This is a genomic window from Providencia sp. PROV024, assembly GCF_032709665.1.
Taxonomy (GTDB): domain Bacteria; phylum Pseudomonadota; class Gammaproteobacteria; order Enterobacterales; family Enterobacteriaceae; genus Providencia; species Providencia huashanensis.
In genome coordinates this window covers 1449606-1464803 of the sequence record NZ_CP120545.1, presented here as the reverse complement: position 1 = coordinate 1464803, position 15198 = coordinate 1449606, and the positions used below count along the sequence as shown (strand labels likewise).

Here is a 15198-nt window from a genome sequence, read left to right as displayed (position 1 = left end):
TGCCTCAGCGACCGATATTAGTTTTTTTCACGATTACCTAACAATTCATTGTAATACGTTGTCGTAATAGCACTCGCCGCTGATGGATAATTGTCAAATAGCAACTTCAAATTATCCTCATTGAAAGGCTCTTCAATGGCCCAATCAGCAATAATTTGCTTGAAGAAATCATCGACAGACTCTTCTTTCAGATCTTCCAATTTGCTCATTGGCATATGGTTAAATGTAAAGGTAACCACTTCGTTTTTTTCTTTCCCAGCTATAGGAATTTTAACATCAGCTTTAAATTTTGGGCTTGGTACGAGTGTGAATTTAGCCATTATTTTTCCTTAAAAAAAGCCCCTAACCGGGGCTGTAATTATACTGTAGTGTAGATTTGCATATCAGACTTAAGAGAAAATCGCGCAGAAACATTTTCAACTTCATTAATTGCGGTATTTGGTACACGCTGAAATGATACGCTGGCTGAATAATAGCGATCTTCGCCTGCTCGTTTGTTATAAAAACGAATTGCGGTTAGTTGTTTGGTATCATCCAGCTTCATTAACAACTTACGGATAGGTAATTGAGCGTCATGCGCAAATGTGTACACCTGAACAATGCCTGATTTATAGGTGTCTACACTTTCAGCTTGCTCATCTTCAAGAAATTGAATTTCTTGTGTTTGCTGCTCTCCGCCCTCAGTTGAAAGCGTCATAACTTGCGGCATTACCTCCCATTCTAGAATGGTTTTCAACGTACCTTTTCCGCCTCCAACTGGAAAGCGGTCTACATCCGCGGTATCTACACCCTCAAGTGTAATGCTAGTATCAGCCGCAGTTTTCACCCGAAAAACACCCGACATTCGTTTCCAGCCAGATACAACCTGAACAATATCACCTGCTTTAATACCACTTGAAGCAGCAACGGTCAGAACAGCTTCGGCAGCATTACTTGCCGCAGAAAATTCAACATCTTTACCATACTTATTCGCTACATATACTCGCGAACCATTTGGAATATTATAGGCCATTAGAACCTCTTTATTTATGCATAAAAAAACCGCCTATTGGCGGTGAGTTATTGAACTGAATCACATCGATATGATGTGCGTATAGGAATTGTGTAGTGGGTATCCCCTACGAGAGGAGGTAATTGATTCGGCTCACTATTGAGATAAAGGGTTTTGGTCAGTGTGAGCCCATTTTCAAGCTGCGTTTTAATATTATCCGCAATCAGGCTTAATTGTTCGTCACCACTTCCCACCTTACCCACGATATTAATTTGAATAACCCCTTTTAAAATCGGCATATCGAGCGCTAGCCCCATATTCTCTGTTGCCGCTGGCAAAATATGCATTTGCAGATAAGGGGGATTGATATCGTCAAAAGCGATGTTGGGCCATGCCACTTTCAATCCCGACTGCTTGGCTATTTGAGCCACCAGCACACGTATCGACTTGTTTATTTCAGATTGCTTCATGATTTAACCTCATCGACAGCCTCTCTAAAGAATTGGCCAACATTTTCAGCCGTGACTGCTATCATTCCATTAGGGGCTTGCTTTGAATGTCCTTCAACCTCCAAACGGTATGCGTAGGGAACATTATTAGTGAAATAAATAGCACTAGTCCCCACTCTAAACTGCTTTATTACATATTTGCCAATCGCTTTTGTGATATTTCCTGACTTATCTATGCGCCCTGTCTCACCTTCCGCTGGCGCGTCAAATGACACCTGCCAATTACCTCTAAACCGACCACCTGTATAACCAGGAGGTGAATAGATATCCATCGAGTCATTGATGCGAGCGCGTTTTTTAAGTTGACGTTTTTTGGGGGTCAAGTTGCTAGGGGCTTTTCTAAGCTCTTCATTGTGGTCAAATACAGCTTGATTGTAATTAACTGCTATCTCGTTTATCCCCCAAAGCTCAGGGTTACCAACAGGGGACATTTCCACTAACTGGGCTAGTATCTTGAACCCTGTCTTCTTGACTACCGTTTCCATATTAGTTTGGGACTGTTCGACAAAAAAATTAATCGACTTCATGAAAGCTTGTGACATATCACGCCCTCAACTGAGATTGATAGCAAATCACGAGTTCAGCAGGTTTAATTGGGTTTGGCTCTTGTACACGCAACCACACTCCGTCAACAAATACCCGATCCCCTTTCTGAATAACTACAGCAGGTGAAAATACCATTTTGATATCCGTAGAGAGAATAAGTGTGCCGTCGATTTCGTAAGGTTTGTATTGCGTCTTTACTCCGATAACAAAAAATAACGTTTCTGGCTCAAAGTGTTCCTGCCCCGTTTCATCATCAACCCAGTGTTTGCCATCTCGCTTTACTTGATAGGAAATACCATACTTTTTTAACATCCTTAATGCTGTGCTCTGCCCACGTTGATAAATGCTCATGGCTACCTCATTGCAAATGTATTAATTGCAAATCCATCGGAAACATCAATCAAGCCAGATAGTAAGCCTTTTAACCATGGGAAATTAAGTGCGCCAGTGTTGGTTCCTTCTGCATATTGCACGGTAATAGCGCCCTCAATTCGCTCAGATGTAATTTCAGCGCCTAACGTGGGTTGCAGGTCATTTCCTATTGATTCAATCGCTAAACGGCATTGAGCTTGGATTAACTGCTTTGGAATTTCATCATTAGGGATCGCCACACCGTCACGAGACAAGCCAATCCGAGGAAAAGAAAGCGGTTGTTCGTTATCAGCTCGCGTCCCTTGCCATCTTTGTGACTCCAAATAATCCATCGCCGTAATTAACAACGGCTCTAATCCACTATCTGCTAAAGTGATATTTCTATCCTCAGCGTATTTTTTCAAATCTTCAACACTGGCGTAACTATTAAATGCTGGAGAGTTTTTATCAGGATCAATCATGCTCACCTCAAAAAAAGAGGGGCACAAAGCCCCTTAAATTACTCGTCTGGAGAAGTTTTTTCTGTGAATGTGATTGCATCAGTATTTTGCGCAATACCATCAACAGTGGCTGTGACAATAAATTCCCCCTGAGCATCAGAAGTTAATTTCACTGTCGCACCACCAGCCTTGCCCGTCTTAGATGAAGTAACGCTTAATTTACCACCGGTTGTAGACCAATTAACCGTAGCCCCTTCAACTGGAGAGCTACCCTTAGTGTAATTAAGAGTGATCGTTACTGTATCTGTACTGTCAGCGATAGCGGACGCTTTATCCGCTGACAGGGTTACTTTCCCTCTTCAGCAGTTAACTTAATCATGACACCAGCGGTTAATTTGTCGCTAGTGAAATGCTTCTTCCAGTTACCAGCCGTGCCTAACTGAGTTAAGTTAGGGTTCTTGCCTTTTGCTTCATCCCAGCTATAACCAAGAACGCCAACATTAACCACACCTTCACCACGATAACCAACTTCCAAGTTCTCCTTGTCATTGATTTCATAAGAGCGGAAAGTTGGCTCTTGAGATTCAGTGATAGTGACAGCGCCGGGAACAAGGCCAAATATAGCATCCACAGGTGCGGTATCTGTGACGAGTACAGGTTTACCTAGCGTACCCGGCTGTCCACCATAGATAACCACACCCGCTTCTTCATACACTTTGTTATCAATGGCCTGATCAACAATGTCAAAATAGGTCGTTGAGTGCATGACAAACAAATTAACACGGTTGAATTTATCACCGTATTTTCGCAAGCCTTTGGTCAGTGTTTTCTTGCCGTCTGTCGCAATATCCGCAGACACCACCATTTCTTTGTTATTACCAATCGCAGCACCTAAAGCAGCTAAAGAGTATTTAATGTAACCCTCTAGGGAGGCATCTGCAGCATCAGTACCCACCAACTCAGAGAACTCAGAGACATCGCGACCACGGCGTTTAAATGCCTCTTCCGTTGTTGCATATGGACCGTATTTCCAAGGTGCTTTTACATCAACAGATTCACCGGCCCCGATTTTTTTATTCTCTACAGTATCTGTGGAGTTCACATCACGATGTTCAATCGAGCCACCGATTTGATAGAAGGCGCGTTTGCGAAAATCACCTTCAATAAATAGGTTATCAAGAACGATAGCGCCATTAGACGCTTGATTAAATACTGCTAAATTATCTTGGCGACGCTCTAGGAATGCCGTTTGTGCCAAGTCGTTATAAATTACTAAATCGTTATTAGTCGTCGTAGCCATTGCTTATATTTCCTTACTCTTTTGGAAGTTTTAAATATGCGTCACGCCCATATCGGCGAATATAATCAGCCTTATCACTAGCGGACATTTGAGAACGTTTAAGATGTGCACCACCTTGCTTGTGTTTACCTGCATCCGTACCCGAAGCGGTAGGAAATAAATGGGGTGCGTTTTCTTTGAGGGATTCAATCCATTCAACAGGTGATAGAGGTGTTCGCCCGTCTTTACCCATGATTGGATTACCATCTTCATCAACGGCTACGGCCTGACCTTCATCGTTGATTTGAAAAATGCCTTTGGCACGTAAAATTAAATCTTCTTGAGCGCTGGTTAATGCGCCCGCTTTCCCTGCTGCGGAGCGAATTTCATCGCCTAATACACGAGCACGGAATTTATTTGCAAACGCCTCCGCCTTTTCTACTTTGGAGTTTGCTTCTTTCAGTTGCTTATCAACATCACCACGCAAACGCTCAGTACGTTTGTTAATGACTTCATCAATCTTGCCATCCGCAATAAGTTTTGCCTCTTCGTCATTCTCAAAGCGCTTAAGCATCCCCTTCACCGTGTCAGGATCAATGCCTTCAAAGCGCTTTAAACTATCGCCTTGCTCTTTCACCTTTCCTAACAGCTCATCGCGCTTAGCCTTTAGCCCTGACACTTGCTCATTTACCGCTTTGTCAATAATGGCTTGAATTTCTGGAGTGATTTCCAGTGTTCCACCACCGCCGCCACCTTGCGAACCATCATCAGTCTGTGAGTAGTATTTGCGTTCGATATTCATAAATAACATGTGATTCCCCTTGGGATTGAAATGCGCCTAACGCGTTGTAATAAGTCAGCCCTAAGCTGAATTTAGGTAATAAAAAAGGCCACCGAAGTGACCTTGTTAAATAGTAATTGATTAGCTGTACCCAGCCTCTCTAAAAGCTAGCTGGTCTATCTCTCTGAGTTGTTCGAGAGAAATAAATTCACCTTTATCAGTGTAAAACTCAGAAGGGTTCATACCACCTTCTTTCATCAATCTAAATCGTGTCTCCCCAAACACCTGTCGCTGTCGCCATTCAGGCTGTCGCTGTATCCAATCAAGAAAATTAGTATCAGCAGGAACTTGTCCATCCATTGATGCTCGTGTTCCTGCATCCATCTCATCTAAATCAATGCCTAATTCACGCCATGATTTAGTGACCAATGTTTCTGTTGACCGGCAATTGAAGTGGATTTTCCCGGGGCCTTGTAGATAAGGAACTTTATGCCCAATAGGCTTACCTTCCAGCGTGTATTTCAACCTATCTCGAATAATACAATCGTGAGATGTTTTATTATCGAGGGTAGATAACCATTGCTTACAATCAAGAATGTCTTTATTTGCATCAGCAAACTGATCTCGCGCTGTCGCTTGTAAATGGCTAATGGCCGTTTTAGCTATTGTCGTCGCATTAGTTCGACTTAGTTGCAATACACCATCTTTATAACCTTGGTTTGCATGCCCTCTAATTTTACGACCAATCTCTACTGCACTATCGCCATTTAAATAACCATTCCGAACAGCGTTATTTATGCGTGTCATGCGATCTGACTCTAACCCATTAGCCCATTCAGAAAGTAATTTCCCTTGAAATGGACGAGACATGACTGAGGAATATAGCATTTCCTCAGTAATACTCATTAGTGGATATTTGCGTAGAACAACATCCGGGAGTAGAGCGTCAAACAAGGATGGGTAGTAACCAGCCTCATATAATGCATGCGCTCTCATTTCTTCCGTCAGTAGCGAAAAAGCACTATCAACAGCTCGCTTATTAATACTTCTGACACTTGATAACAGTGACTCCAATCGCCTTGCAGTGAAGCTATTAACATTGATGGAGGCATCATCTAAGGCAACAATAAGTGAAGCAGTTAATTCAGCATCAAACTCATTAAGAGCTTTCATCATACGTCTCGCCACCCCTGTAGAATAGCGACCAGAAAACAGGGAGTGAGCAATCAATTCATCCATTAACCGCTCATTCACTGATCTCATGTCTCACCTACCATTGTAGGTTCTTGATTATTAAGCTCGTCCACCACTACATCCACATCATCAGCAGGATTGATAACATCGTATTTCTGTAAACTTCTCACTAAATCTGATTTACGCGTTGCGCCAGATTGCCATGCTGCGACGATTTCACGGATCATCGAACTATCGGCAATATGATTAACGAGGTCTTTGTTAATTTCAAAGGAAGCGTCTTTCGTTTCTAAACCAAGGTATTCAGCACACCACATTAGAGCTTTACTGAATGCATCGGAAACGTTAGAGCAACAGATACTCAGGATAGAGGTTTGTGCGTTCTGCTCACCGACAGACTGAATAACCGTTTTAACCTTACTGTCAGCAGAAACTAACTGAGCACCGAGCGCCACCATATAATCGCGCTTACTGTCCATCGCCTCTTTAGCCAACATATTCGGCTGAGCTTGAACATAACCATAAGATCCCTTATCTGGTAGTAAAATTGGCGAACGAGAGCCAACCATTACACCTTTTTCTTGTAACCAATCACGCCATTGCTCGTTTAGTCCTCCAATATAAGGCTGAACTTGTCCACAAAAGAATACTGAATCTTCATAATCAGCAGAGTTCCGATAATGTCCTAAATTGATTTTTGCCAACCCTAACAATGGAGCTTCATCGATAGTGTGATCGTTATTCTGAGCACCAATAAACGTAAAGGGTATTTCATCCCACACGCCGTTACCTGCTCTTTCGGGAATGTATTCAGAATCAATCTCAAAAACACTGCTTCCACTTGGTTTACGATAAACACGACAGATAAATTTACCTTCTTCTATCACCAATACACGGTATTGAAGAACGTCTTTAAATCCAAATCCGTCCTCTTCTTCAACCGTCTCACGCAATACCACCAGCGTTAACATAGTTCGACCATTTATTCGGTCAGTGCGCCAGTTAATAATATCTTCAGCTCGATATTGAAATATGTATGGAAGTTTAGAATCACTGTTGTAATCAACATATAGTCCATGTCGACCAACTTCTAATACAGATTCAAGTGAAGATTGAGCAAGCTGATAAATACTTGAACCTGCACCGTCTGCATCATCTTTTAAACAAGATAACTTTTCCATAACAGCAACTAAGGGATCTTTTTTAAACGCCATCCCTATCATGCCATTTCGCGTATTGCCCGTTATTGGGTAGAACACTGCACGGTCTTGATAATCTTTGTTACGCTTCTTTTTGCGTTTACTATCCTGCTCTTCAAGCTCGGGGAGATAACTTTTTATATCATCACCACCTCGACAAACAGAGCGAACTAACTCCCACTGAGGAGCTGCTGCTTTATACTCCGGTCGAGTAAAATCTACATTTGTTGTACTCATCAGAAGGTTGTTCCTAGGTTAATTTCAAATGCTGGGCGAATAGGTTTGTGTAAGACTCGATAGCGCGTGGCATCCCAATCGTGGTCTTCTTGCTCGGTATCTACATCGTCAGGGTTTTTAGAGTCTCGAACTAAAACAGGGACACGACTAATCCATCCACGACAATAATCAAATACATAGAAAGCGGGCTTCTCTGGCATCCCTGACTCTGTTTTTTTGCCTTCAATCACAGCCTCAAGCATGTCAGCAAATAAAGACGCACCATTAATACGTGAGCCGGGATTCTTGTTTGCTTTCATCCATTCGACACCTTGAGCCTCCATTTTTTGAGCAATAGAGTCTTCATCATCGCTTGGTGTGTAAATGGAGTTATCAGCAGGTCCTTTAATTACCTTTTTACAAATGCCCGGCATGATGTTTAATTGCCCCTGCGTTTTCCCGTCCTTGCTTATTTCACTTGGAACAACTGAATCAATACCAACCAAACGCTCATCAATCCACTTAATGCCTTTAGCAACGTTAGTTGATGACATATTCAGCCCTTTATTCAATTCATCAGGAGGGCAGCCATACCATTCACCAATCAGAATTAAGGAACCAGCAGGAGGGCAGAATTTACGACCATCTGATAGTGTTGCCTCAGTGCCGTCTGATTGAGCCCACCAAAGATTAGAGAATGGCTTCGATTCCCCCCAGTCATGAGAGCGATCAACTGTCCAGCTTTCAGGAATATTAAATGGCTTAATAACGTGATGCGTTGCATTCCAAAGATGGTCAAAGCGCCCACCACTTGTTACATCCCAAGAACCTTCCACCCACGCCTTTTTGCGGTTTGGATCTTTAATGCTCATGAGCGTGGCGATGTATTGGGGATCTAAGTACGGATTTTCCTTAAATGAACCGTGGATAGCGACGCGAGTTAGTGTGATTTCTTCGTCACGCTCAGTTTGCGGGTTAAACACTTTTTGTGTTTCTCGAATAACTGTTCCTCGTGGTTTTGGCTCGATAAAGCGCTTTTTCACCCATGTATGACCAATACCAAATGGATTCGTAGTACTGAATGTTTCTAAAGGGATGGGCTTTAGTAATGTGCCATTTTCAAGAGGGTAATCTTTTGGCCTAAATGATGAGCGTCGACAAGAGAACATCGCCTCATAGAAATCGGGTGATTTTTGCTTGGTTAATTCGTTAAAACCAATAAAGGGAAATTCTTGCCCGTGGTAATCCCAATAATCATCCGCTTCTTTGCCAAAACGAAATAGCAGTTCCTCGCCTGTGGGCCATACCCATCTCAATTCTGAGGCTGAAGCAAGAAAGCGAGCGCCATCTTTAAATAGCCGGTACATACGTTTGGATTGCGTAATGATGTCGGCAAGGTTTTTGTATTCTATGTCAAATATTATACCGCGCCAAAATGAGCCATAGCCAATACCCACATTACGTCTAAAGCGGGCAAGTTGTGCTGCTGTTTTTCCGGGGCCACGCGTTCCTTCATACAAAATCTCGTTACACGGACAACTTAGTGATAAGGACTGAGAGCCGGGTAAAGGTTTCCATACTACGTTGTAATTCATCCACCTAGTACCTCACCTTGTTGCTGTTGTGCAGCCTTCTCCCAATCATCAACATTGTCACACGATGGAACTGGCATGATGTTATGTGTGGCTTCGACTTTCTGCTCAATTTGTTCTTTGAACGCCTGAACTTTGATGTGTTTACCTAGAAGCTCAAGGCTTTTGACTTTGTCAGGCCATTTAATTTTCTTGAGAATGGTTTCTTCAGTGCTTTCATCGTAATCACGAATTGTTGTGGAAATATCAAATCCAGATAATGTTGTGCGCCATGTTTTAGGCCATTCACTAACTGGCTTAAGCTTTCCGTCATCCCGAAGAATGTCCAATACATCCATTTGGTCAATTTCAACTAAACGCTTGAGTACATAATCAGCATCTACTTCAATACGCTCATTTCTATTTGATTTAAGTTCTTTAATTCTATTCTGAATGTTAACATTTACTAACAATCGACTAGATTGTGCGTTAGCAGTTTTCTCGCTGTACCCCGCACGAATAGCCGCTTGTGTAGCGTTTAAATCGATGAGGTACTCGCGACAAAACATTTCCTGTTTATCGTTGAGTGCCATTCTTTTATCCTCATAACAAATTAGAAAACTCACCGTAGTGAGCTTTGTGATTGGTTATTCTGCTACTTCAACAACTGGCACATATTCAACGCTGCTAATCTCGTCTGGCGATATGTATATCCATGCTCCGTCAGCTTGTGCGATTGCGATTAGGCCGTTAGTCACACGAGGCTCTTTAGTTGTCATCAGGCCTTCATATGTTGTGCCGTCTTTCTTTGTTGCTGTTACTGTGTATTTCTTCATATTCCACCCAATAAAAAACCCGCACTGGGCGGGTTGGCTTGTATAGAGCATTATTTATTTTTCATATGCCTTACTTGGCATAGGCATCCAGTGTGTAACTTTATCGCCGTGAAATTGAGTGTTCCCATCAAACAGAACCTCACCAAAATCATATTCATACCTAGCAACACCTACACCATGTTCTGTGCAAACAATAAACATGGTTTGTTGAGTATTTGGCTTTGGTAACTCATCTTTTACTGAAATCCAACGCATGATGTAGCCTCTTTCTTTGAATCAGACTACGCATTATCGCATAAAGAGCCCGCGAAGTGACATTCCATTACTGATTGCTTAGCCTTTTCTTCAATGCTTTAGCCTTTTCCAAAAATGCCTTAGCACTGCTTAATTCACTAATAGCATTTTTAATTATTCTACTTTCTTTGTTCGGGTTATTTCCACTACAATCCCAATTGGGATCAGTAACCTTTTCAACTCGTTGCTGTGCGAGCTGTAGTCGCCTCTCCGCTGCTTCAATATCGCTTGCAGAAAGCAACCATTTATCATAATAATTCTTGGCTTCTTCCGTATTTTTTAAAAATTCTACAACATCATTTTTTTTAACCGTCACGGAAGGCAAATAATATGGGCACCACTCTTGAGCATCTTTAGGCTTGAAATACCAATCTCGAACCCACCTACCACCAAAACTGTTTAGGTTATGAGTAAAAATAAAGCCATTCAAACTGTGCTCTCTTTGTAAAGCCATACCATCCCCCATTATCTAAAAAAATAATTATAAACTATTTCCAAGACTCTGATGAGCGGATCTATATACATTGCATTTAGTTATTCGCAACAATCATCACGTATCACTACGTTACTTTGGTCACTTACGGCTTACCCGTCAGCAAGATATTGACCACCTCACTTAATTGCGAAGAAGCCATTAAAAAGCCCCCTAATTGGAGGCTCATATTTGTAATACCCGTTTGAGATTACTACCTTTTAAGGTTGTGGTCATTCACGATTAACGTATAGTTGCGTTACATTCATGAACTATTATTCTCGCTTCGCCCCGATATCTGGGGCATTTCTTTGTTGTTCAATTTCCCGTATTGCTTTCTTGTCGGGCTTTTAGTAAAGATTTTTCAGTGTCACTCTTTATTGCCGCTTTGATTATCGAAGCAATAGCAAAGAATGTAGCAAGTACGAACCAGCCAGAATATGCAGCAAAAGTTACATAAGCCACATCGCTTAATACATCATAAGTTCGCCACGCTATAGACTGGTGTTTGTAGGTTTTTGCAAATTTCTCTTTATCAACGAAGATAAGTAATATCCCCATGACAGCAAATAGCCACCCTGTGAAATACCCGATGTTAGTTAGTCCTTCATTGTCCAGAGTCAGCCCAAAATAAAGAGATGTGGCAACCACCACGTCAATGAGTATTGCTAGCAGTCTCGCCTTCATCGTAAACACTCCGTTCTAATGTAATCTTGCAAGCCAAGTATCATTTGCTTGGACTCTGCGATTCGTTGTCTGAGTAACCAATAATTTCCGATAGCGGAGTCAGTAGGTCTGGCGGCTGTTCCATCATCCACGCCGGAGGTGGAATTGGCTTCGCCTTTTGGACAACTGGCTCTGATGTACACCCGCTCAGGATTACGCTCAGCAGCAATACGCAACCGGTCAATTTCAGCTTTTGCATTTGTGAGTTCCGTTGTGTGTTTGGTATCGAGTTCGTGAAGGGAGTTGATGCGCTTTTCGTAGTCTGTGGTGATAGCCACTTGCTCGCTGAATTTATCCTTCAGTGTTGAGTAATCACCTTTCAGGTCACCATAACTACCCATTACCCACCAAAGCCAGAAAGCTAGAATAGCGCAAGCGCCAGTCAAGACTTTAGTTAGCGTTGTCATGCTGGAATCTCAACATGAGGCGCATCAATGAACTTAGTTTCAATTGGTAGTGATGGGTCGTTCTTCCAATTGATACCGAAGCGCAATTTAACGCCTAACTCATCAGCAGCTTGCTTAACCGCTTTCAATAGTGGCTTAAATTCATCAACCTGCCATTTAGTATTCACAGGGATGATGTCTACTGCATTGCCTGTTAAGTGGCGACTGTGCATAGTTTGTGATTTCTTTTCTGCAACCAGCTGCTTTTGTCGCTCTTGAGTTCGCAGACCTTCAATAACAATGAAATCTACAGGTGTTATTTCCAACGTACGGCGAATGACTTTCACTAAATCAGGGTTAACGCCCTTGAGATTGTTTTCGCTTCGCTGGCTGAATTTGAAATTACTCATCACCTAGTTTCCTTTTGAATTTACGCTCAATTGTTTTTACGAACTCCGCACCAGACCAGCCAGCTATACCAGCTATCCCGCCTGCATATTCAGGAGCCCATTGAAAATATGACGCAGCAAGAAAAACGAATGAGCCAGCAAACACGGATACCAAGGCCTGAGCAATGAACATCCAGAGACTAAATTTCTCACCATTAATGATTTTGTATGCATAACTGGCAATAGAGCCTAATAGCGTCATGATTACGATTAATAACTCTCTCGCCCAGCTATAACTGAAGGGGTCTTTATAAGGCATTTTCTTCATACCTCCCCCTTAGCTTGGGGCTGATTAAAGTTAATAGAAAGCCGCACACAGCTCTTGTGTTAATTGATAACGAGGGTGATTGATTCTGTGGCAGCGTATACGAAAAAAAGCCGCACTAGGCGACCTCTTGAATGTGAACTATCCGGTAATTCCGGAGAGTTGAACTTGATAACAATTAAACTTAATGAGACTTTGGCTATCTTAAGCAAAATTAACATAAGGATAAAAATGAATAATTTCATTGAAGCTTTAGATATGTCTATAAAAACAAAAAACTGGTACTCAGTGTTATTTATCTCATTAACACTACCTGATATTTGCGGAAAAATAGACAGCCCAAACTTAGGGTCAAAAGCAAGAACAATAGAATGGTATAACAAATATCTACTTCCAAAGTACACGTCATCTGTCGGAGCATTTAAGGAGAAGCATGTATTTTTAAGCGGGTCAGATTTCTACGCTTTAAGATGCTCATGCCTACATGAGGGTAGTGACGATATATCAGAGCAGAAAGCTAGAGAGACGCTTCAAAAATTTAGATTTATTCAACCCATGACTAATAACTTTTTTATTCATTGCAATCAAATCAACAATTCATTACAACTGCAAGTTGATAAGTTTGGCGAAGATGTATTATCTGCGGTAAAAATTTGGATGAATGATATATCTTCAGACAAGAATAAAATCAGTAAGATAGAAAGCATGCTTTACATTCAAATGATAGACCCATCAAAGGGGTTCTCACTTTAAGCTAAAGACAATGGGAGTTGGCACTCCCATTATTATAACTGCCTACCTCACTCCCCCACCATACCAGAGTTTGGGGGACTACGAGACCTATTAGGTTTCTGCTATCAGCTTCATCAGTCGTAGTGTACTCTGGCTTGGACACCTACTTGGCAGGCATTGGTGTCGTATGACCTTTCATAAAAAAGCCCCACCGAAGTGAGGCTCTAATCGGAACTTTTCAGCCCGTAATCAGCGGATAACCTTTACCCACTTACGACCTCTCAGCCGATGCGGTTGGAGTTCCAGTCCAAATAGACGAAGTGACCAACTAGGCGGGATCGATAACAAGCGCCGCCTCTTTTACCTTGTTACCTGCTCTTTGCTTTTCACGACCGAGCATAACATAAACAGTATACTATTTAGGCGCAGAATGCAATAGATTTCTCCTATTAATAAATTACATAGAAAATAATGCTACTTGACATCACTAACCATAGGATGAATAGCATCTTCAATCATCGCACAAGCCCATCTAACTCGACGTTTAGCAGAGTCTAGGTCTATACCTGTTTTCCTCGATAGCTCCTCTAGAATGTTTTGCGGGCTTTTGCATTGCTTATAGCGTTTAATAACTACATCACGAAGCGGGTTGCTCGTTGGTAAAATTTCGTTAATACACTTTTCAACAAATTCGGCGTCATCTTTTTCTTTGGCGAGGCGAAGTGCGCCGAGTGTTGATTTGTTTGGTGCAATAATTTCCTTTACTTTTTCGATTAGCTCATTGCCTGTGTATCCCATTTTTCTACAGTTATCGAAAGTGGCACGAATCAAAGTGGCTGAGCCATCATCCCATTCATCCCTCGTCATTAGTCGACCAATAACATTTATATTTAGGCCATCTGGAGAATCGTCTCCTTGGTAGTTTCTTCCCCATATGGTGAGCATATATCTAGTCCATGGTCTTTCTGATGGGCTTAGCTTTGGAAGTGTTCCAAAAAGCTTTTTCCTCATTTCCTTTTCAGTTCTGAAGTAAGCTATTTGTTCAAATGAAGCCTTTCTCATCTTACCTCCGGCAATACTGTTCCGTTTCCATCTTCTTTGGTCGAAAACATAACTCTAATTTTAGAAGTTACGCCTAGCCACCTAAGCAAATGGACTTTCATCACCCCAGATTCCGCTTGAACAACCGCGTAATCATGGCCTTTCTTTATTCTCAACCATCTAGCCTCTTCAATTGCTGCGCCTATATCAGTGAACATTAAGCCGCCTCCATGAGTTGTTTTCGCCTTTTCTCATACCAACGGGCCCTACGAGTGAATATTGATTTCATTCGCTTGAGATATTCGATATCAAATTTACGGGCCGAGTTATCGTGCTCTAAGCGTGTTACTCGCTCTTCGCCGATTTTATTGATGAGATTTATGCGGTATGGAATTAGATTTCCTGACAGGTCCCTATTGCAGTGAACACAGCCAGCATGAATGTTGAGAAGATTAAACCTTAAGTGTCTTGCCGAACCTCTAGACCTGTAATGACTTGCATCTACGGACCCACCTCTTACCCCGTAATTTAAAGGCCTACCACAAGCAATACATGGCTGACCGTAATCACGCCAGAATATGTATTTATTTACTGCCGCTTGCGCCTCTTTGTTCCAGTCTGATTTGGTCTTTAATTTTTCCTTACGGACCCGCAATATTTTCCTTTCCTCAGATAGGCGTTTTTTGCGGTCCTTTTCTTCGGTCCGCTTAATTTCTTTTGAGGCGAATTTTATTGCACAGGATGTAGAACAGACTTTTTGAGTAGATAGGTAGGGAGTAAATTCTTTATCGCATTCTTTACAGGTTTTCAGCTTCGGCTTTTTAGCCTTAGCCATATATCGCCTCCATGAATATCCATGCAGATGCAAATAGACAAGCAAATATGGCAACAATAAATAA

24 protein-coding genes are annotated in these 15198 nt (G+C 41.9%); 1 reads left to right on the top strand and 23 read right to left on the bottom strand.

Annotation, left to right across the window (positions count from 1 at the left end):
• Window positions 1-17 precede the first annotated feature (17 nt).
• The 20 genes from P3L56_RS06775 to P3L56_RS06680 form a co-directional block, all read right to left on the bottom strand.
• Window positions 18-320: a phage tail assembly chaperone gene (locus tag P3L56_RS06775; RefSeq protein ID WP_306804089.1), complete on the bottom strand. Its 303-nt coding sequence runs from the start codon at window positions 318-320 to the stop codon at window positions 18-20.
• Between the two features lie 38 nt (window positions 321-358).
• Window positions 359-1012 carry a phage tail tube protein gene (locus P3L56_RS06770; protein WP_272686130.1) on the bottom strand — a complete coding sequence of 218 codons (654 nt, stop codon included), beginning with the start codon at window positions 1010-1012 and terminating at the stop codon, window positions 359-361.
• A 47-nt stretch (window positions 1013-1059) separates the two neighbouring features.
• Window positions 1060-1461: a phage tail terminator-like protein gene (locus tag P3L56_RS06765; RefSeq protein WP_272686131.1), complete on the bottom strand. Its 402-nt coding sequence runs from the start codon at window positions 1459-1461 to the stop codon at window positions 1060-1062.
• A complete protein-coding gene (locus tag P3L56_RS06760; RefSeq protein WP_272686132.1) occupies window positions 1458-2042 on the bottom strand; it encodes a hypothetical protein in 585 nt (194 codons plus the stop codon). Before P3L56_RS06760 ends, P3L56_RS06765 begins: the two co-directional genes overlap by 4 nt.
• A gap of 1 nt (window position 2043) precedes the next feature.
• Entirely contained in the window at window positions 2044-2397 is a 354-nt protein-coding gene (locus P3L56_RS06755; protein WP_272686133.1) for a hypothetical protein, read from the bottom strand.
• Between the two features lie 2 nt (window positions 2398-2399).
• Window positions 2400-2879 (bottom strand): DnaT-like ssDNA-binding protein, encoded by a 480-nt coding sequence (locus P3L56_RS06750; protein ID WP_272686134.1) that lies wholly within the window; start codon window positions 2877-2879, stop codon window positions 2400-2402.
• Between the two features lie 38 nt (window positions 2880-2917).
• Entirely contained in the window at window positions 2918-3151 is a 234-nt protein-coding gene (locus P3L56_RS06745) for an Ig-like domain-containing protein (RefSeq protein ID WP_251465235.1), read from the bottom strand.
• A 53-nt stretch (window positions 3152-3204) separates the two neighbouring features.
• Window positions 3205-4158 (bottom strand): major capsid protein, encoded by a 954-nt coding sequence (locus P3L56_RS06740; protein WP_272686135.1) that lies wholly within the window; start codon window positions 4156-4158, stop codon window positions 3205-3207.
• Between the two features lie 13 nt (window positions 4159-4171).
• Entirely contained in the window at window positions 4172-4948 is a 777-nt protein-coding gene (locus P3L56_RS06735) for a hypothetical protein (RefSeq protein WP_272686136.1), read from the bottom strand.
• Window positions 4949-5059: 111 nt separating this feature from the next.
• The gene (locus tag P3L56_RS06730) at window positions 5060-6181 is read right to left on the bottom strand and encodes a phage minor head protein (RefSeq protein WP_272686137.1); all 1122 of its coding nucleotides are present in this window, start codon (window positions 6179-6181) and stop codon (window positions 5060-5062) included.
• Window positions 6178-7548, bottom strand: a complete 1371-nt coding sequence (locus tag P3L56_RS06725) for a DUF4055 domain-containing protein (protein ID WP_272686138.1) — start codon at window positions 7546-7548, stop codon at window positions 6178-6180. Before P3L56_RS06725 ends, P3L56_RS06730 begins: the two co-directional genes overlap by 4 nt.
• Entirely contained in the window at window positions 7548-9122 is a 1575-nt protein-coding gene (locus P3L56_RS06720) for a terminase (RefSeq protein ID WP_272686139.1), read from the bottom strand. Before P3L56_RS06720 ends, P3L56_RS06725 begins: the two co-directional genes overlap by 1 nt.
• Window positions 9119-9691 carry a terminase small subunit gene (locus P3L56_RS06715; protein WP_272686140.1) on the bottom strand — a complete coding sequence of 191 codons (573 nt, stop codon included), beginning with the start codon at window positions 9689-9691 and terminating at the stop codon, window positions 9119-9121. The genes P3L56_RS06720 and P3L56_RS06715 overlap by 4 nt, the downstream gene beginning before the upstream one ends.
• 54 nt (window positions 9692-9745) lie before the next feature.
• Window positions 9746-9934 carry a hypothetical protein gene (locus P3L56_RS06710; protein ID WP_042847873.1) on the bottom strand — a complete coding sequence of 63 codons (189 nt, stop codon included), beginning with the start codon at window positions 9932-9934 and terminating at the stop codon, window positions 9746-9748.
• 54 nt (window positions 9935-9988) lie between these two features.
• Window positions 9989-10189 carry a DUF551 domain-containing protein gene (locus P3L56_RS06705; RefSeq protein WP_206277350.1) on the bottom strand — a complete coding sequence of 67 codons (201 nt, stop codon included), beginning with the start codon at window positions 10187-10189 and terminating at the stop codon, window positions 9989-9991.
• Between the two features lie 67 nt (window positions 10190-10256).
• On the bottom strand, window positions 10257-10682 hold the full coding sequence (locus P3L56_RS06700) for a hypothetical protein (RefSeq protein ID WP_272686141.1): 426 nt from the start codon (window positions 10680-10682) through the stop codon (window positions 10257-10259).
• Window positions 10683-11018: 336 nt separating this feature from the next.
• Window positions 11019-11387 carry a hypothetical protein gene (locus P3L56_RS06695; RefSeq protein WP_272686142.1) on the bottom strand — a complete coding sequence of 123 codons (369 nt, stop codon included), beginning with the start codon at window positions 11385-11387 and terminating at the stop codon, window positions 11019-11021.
• A complete protein-coding gene (locus P3L56_RS06690) occupies window positions 11384-11833 on the bottom strand; it encodes a lysis protein (protein ID WP_272686143.1) in 450 nt (149 codons plus the stop codon). Before P3L56_RS06690 ends, P3L56_RS06695 begins: the two co-directional genes overlap by 4 nt.
• A complete protein-coding gene (locus P3L56_RS06685; RefSeq protein ID WP_272686144.1) occupies window positions 11830-12222 on the bottom strand; it encodes a M15 family metallopeptidase in 393 nt (130 codons plus the stop codon). The genes P3L56_RS06690 and P3L56_RS06685 overlap by 4 nt, the downstream gene beginning before the upstream one ends.
• Complete coding sequence (locus P3L56_RS06680) at window positions 12215-12529, bottom strand: phage holin family protein (protein ID WP_226619035.1); 315 nt, start codon at window positions 12527-12529, stop codon at window positions 12215-12217. Before P3L56_RS06680 ends, P3L56_RS06685 begins: the two co-directional genes overlap by 8 nt.
• Before the next feature lie 87 nt (window positions 12530-12616).
• Between P3L56_RS06680 and P3L56_RS06675 the strand changes: the two genes are divergently transcribed.
• On the top strand, window positions 12617-13279 hold the full coding sequence (locus P3L56_RS06675) for a hypothetical protein (protein WP_272686145.1): 663 nt from the start codon (window positions 12617-12619) through the stop codon (window positions 13277-13279).
• Window positions 13280-13732: 453 nt separating this feature from the next.
• Here P3L56_RS06675 and P3L56_RS06670 read toward each other — a convergent pair whose 3' ends face one another.
• Genes P3L56_RS06670 through P3L56_RS06660 form a run of 3 tightly spaced genes read right to left on the bottom strand, consistent with a single transcriptional unit; the run spans window position 13733 to window position 15134 of the window.
• The gene (locus tag P3L56_RS06670) at window positions 13733-14320 is read right to left on the bottom strand and encodes a hypothetical protein (protein ID WP_316927697.1); all 588 of its coding nucleotides are present in this window, start codon (window positions 14318-14320) and stop codon (window positions 13733-13735) included.
• Window positions 14317-14517 carry a hypothetical protein gene (locus tag P3L56_RS06665; RefSeq protein ID WP_272686306.1) on the bottom strand — a complete coding sequence of 67 codons (201 nt, stop codon included), beginning with the start codon at window positions 14515-14517 and terminating at the stop codon, window positions 14317-14319. Before P3L56_RS06665 ends, P3L56_RS06670 begins: the two co-directional genes overlap by 4 nt.
• Complete coding sequence (locus tag P3L56_RS06660; RefSeq protein WP_272658180.1) at window positions 14517-15134, bottom strand: recombination protein NinG; 618 nt, start codon at window positions 15132-15134, stop codon at window positions 14517-14519. The genes P3L56_RS06665 and P3L56_RS06660 overlap by 1 nt, the downstream gene beginning before the upstream one ends.
• Window positions 15135-15198: the final 64 nt, after the last annotated feature.

Bases quoted from the DNA above. Each gene is read 5' to 3' on its own strand.
- P3L56_RS06775 (WP_306804089.1), bottom strand. From the start codon at position 320: ATGGCTAAATTCACACTCGTACCAAGCCCAAAATTTAAAGCTGATGTT.
- P3L56_RS06770 (WP_272686130.1), bottom strand. From the start codon at position 1,012: ATGGCCTATAATATTCCAAATGGTTCGCGAGTATATGTAGCGAATAAG.
- P3L56_RS06765 (WP_272686131.1), bottom strand. From the start codon at position 1,461: ATGAAGCAATCTGAAATAAACAAGTCGATACGTGTGCTGGTGGCTCAA.
- P3L56_RS06760 (WP_272686132.1), bottom strand. From the start codon at position 2,042: ATGTCACAAGCTTTCATGAAGTCGATTAATTTTTTTGTCGAACAGTCC.
- P3L56_RS06755 (WP_272686133.1), bottom strand. From the start codon at position 2,397: ATGAGCATTTATCAACGTGGGCAGAGCACAGCATTAAGGATGTTAAAA.
- P3L56_RS06750 (WP_272686134.1), bottom strand. From the start codon at position 2,879: ATGATTGATCCTGATAAAAACTCTCCAGCATTTAATAGTTACGCCAGT.
- P3L56_RS06740 (WP_272686135.1), bottom strand. From the start codon at position 4,158: ATGGCTACGACGACTAATAACGATTTAGTAATTTATAACGACTTGGCA.
- P3L56_RS06735 (WP_272686136.1), bottom strand. From the start codon at position 4,948: ATGTTATTTATGAATATCGAACGCAAATACTACTCACAGACTGATGAT.
- P3L56_RS06730 (WP_272686137.1), bottom strand. From the start codon at position 6,181: ATGAGATCAGTGAATGAGCGGTTAATGGATGAATTGATTGCTCACTCC.
- P3L56_RS06725 (WP_272686138.1), bottom strand. From the start codon at position 7,548: ATGAGTACAACAAATGTAGATTTTACTCGACCGGAGTATAAAGCAGCA.
- P3L56_RS06720 (WP_272686139.1), bottom strand. From the start codon at position 9,122: ATGAATTACAACGTAGTATGGAAACCTTTACCCGGCTCTCAGTCCTTA.
- P3L56_RS06715 (WP_272686140.1), bottom strand. From the start codon at position 9,691: ATGGCACTCAACGATAAACAGGAAATGTTTTGTCGCGAGTACCTCATC.
- P3L56_RS06710 (WP_042847873.1), bottom strand. From the start codon at position 9,934: ATGAAGAAATACACAGTAACAGCAACAAAGAAAGACGGCACAACATAT.
- P3L56_RS06705 (WP_206277350.1), bottom strand. From the start codon at position 10,189: ATGCGTTGGATTTCAGTAAAAGATGAGTTACCAAAGCCAAATACTCAA.
- P3L56_RS06700 (WP_272686141.1), bottom strand. From the start codon at position 10,682: ATGGCTTTACAAAGAGAGCACAGTTTGAATGGCTTTATTTTTACTCAT.
- P3L56_RS06695 (WP_272686142.1), bottom strand. From the start codon at position 11,387: ATGAAGGCGAGACTGCTAGCAATACTCATTGACGTGGTGGTTGCCACA.
- P3L56_RS06690 (WP_272686143.1), bottom strand. From the start codon at position 11,833: ATGACAACGCTAACTAAAGTCTTGACTGGCGCTTGCGCTATTCTAGCT.
- P3L56_RS06685 (WP_272686144.1), bottom strand. From the start codon at position 12,222: ATGAGTAATTTCAAATTCAGCCAGCGAAGCGAAAACAATCTCAAGGGC.
- P3L56_RS06680 (WP_226619035.1), bottom strand. From the start codon at position 12,529: ATGAAGAAAATGCCTTATAAAGACCCCTTCAGTTATAGCTGGGCGAGA.
- P3L56_RS06670 (WP_316927697.1), bottom strand. From the start codon at position 14,320: ATGAGAAAGGCTTCATTTGAACAAATAGCTTACTTCAGAACTGAAAAG.
- P3L56_RS06665 (WP_272686306.1), bottom strand. From the start codon at position 14,517: ATGTTCACTGATATAGGCGCAGCAATTGAAGAGGCTAGATGGTTGAGA.
- P3L56_RS06660 (WP_272658180.1), bottom strand. From the start codon at position 15,134: ATGGCTAAGGCTAAAAAGCCGAAGCTGAAAACCTGTAAAGAATGCGAT.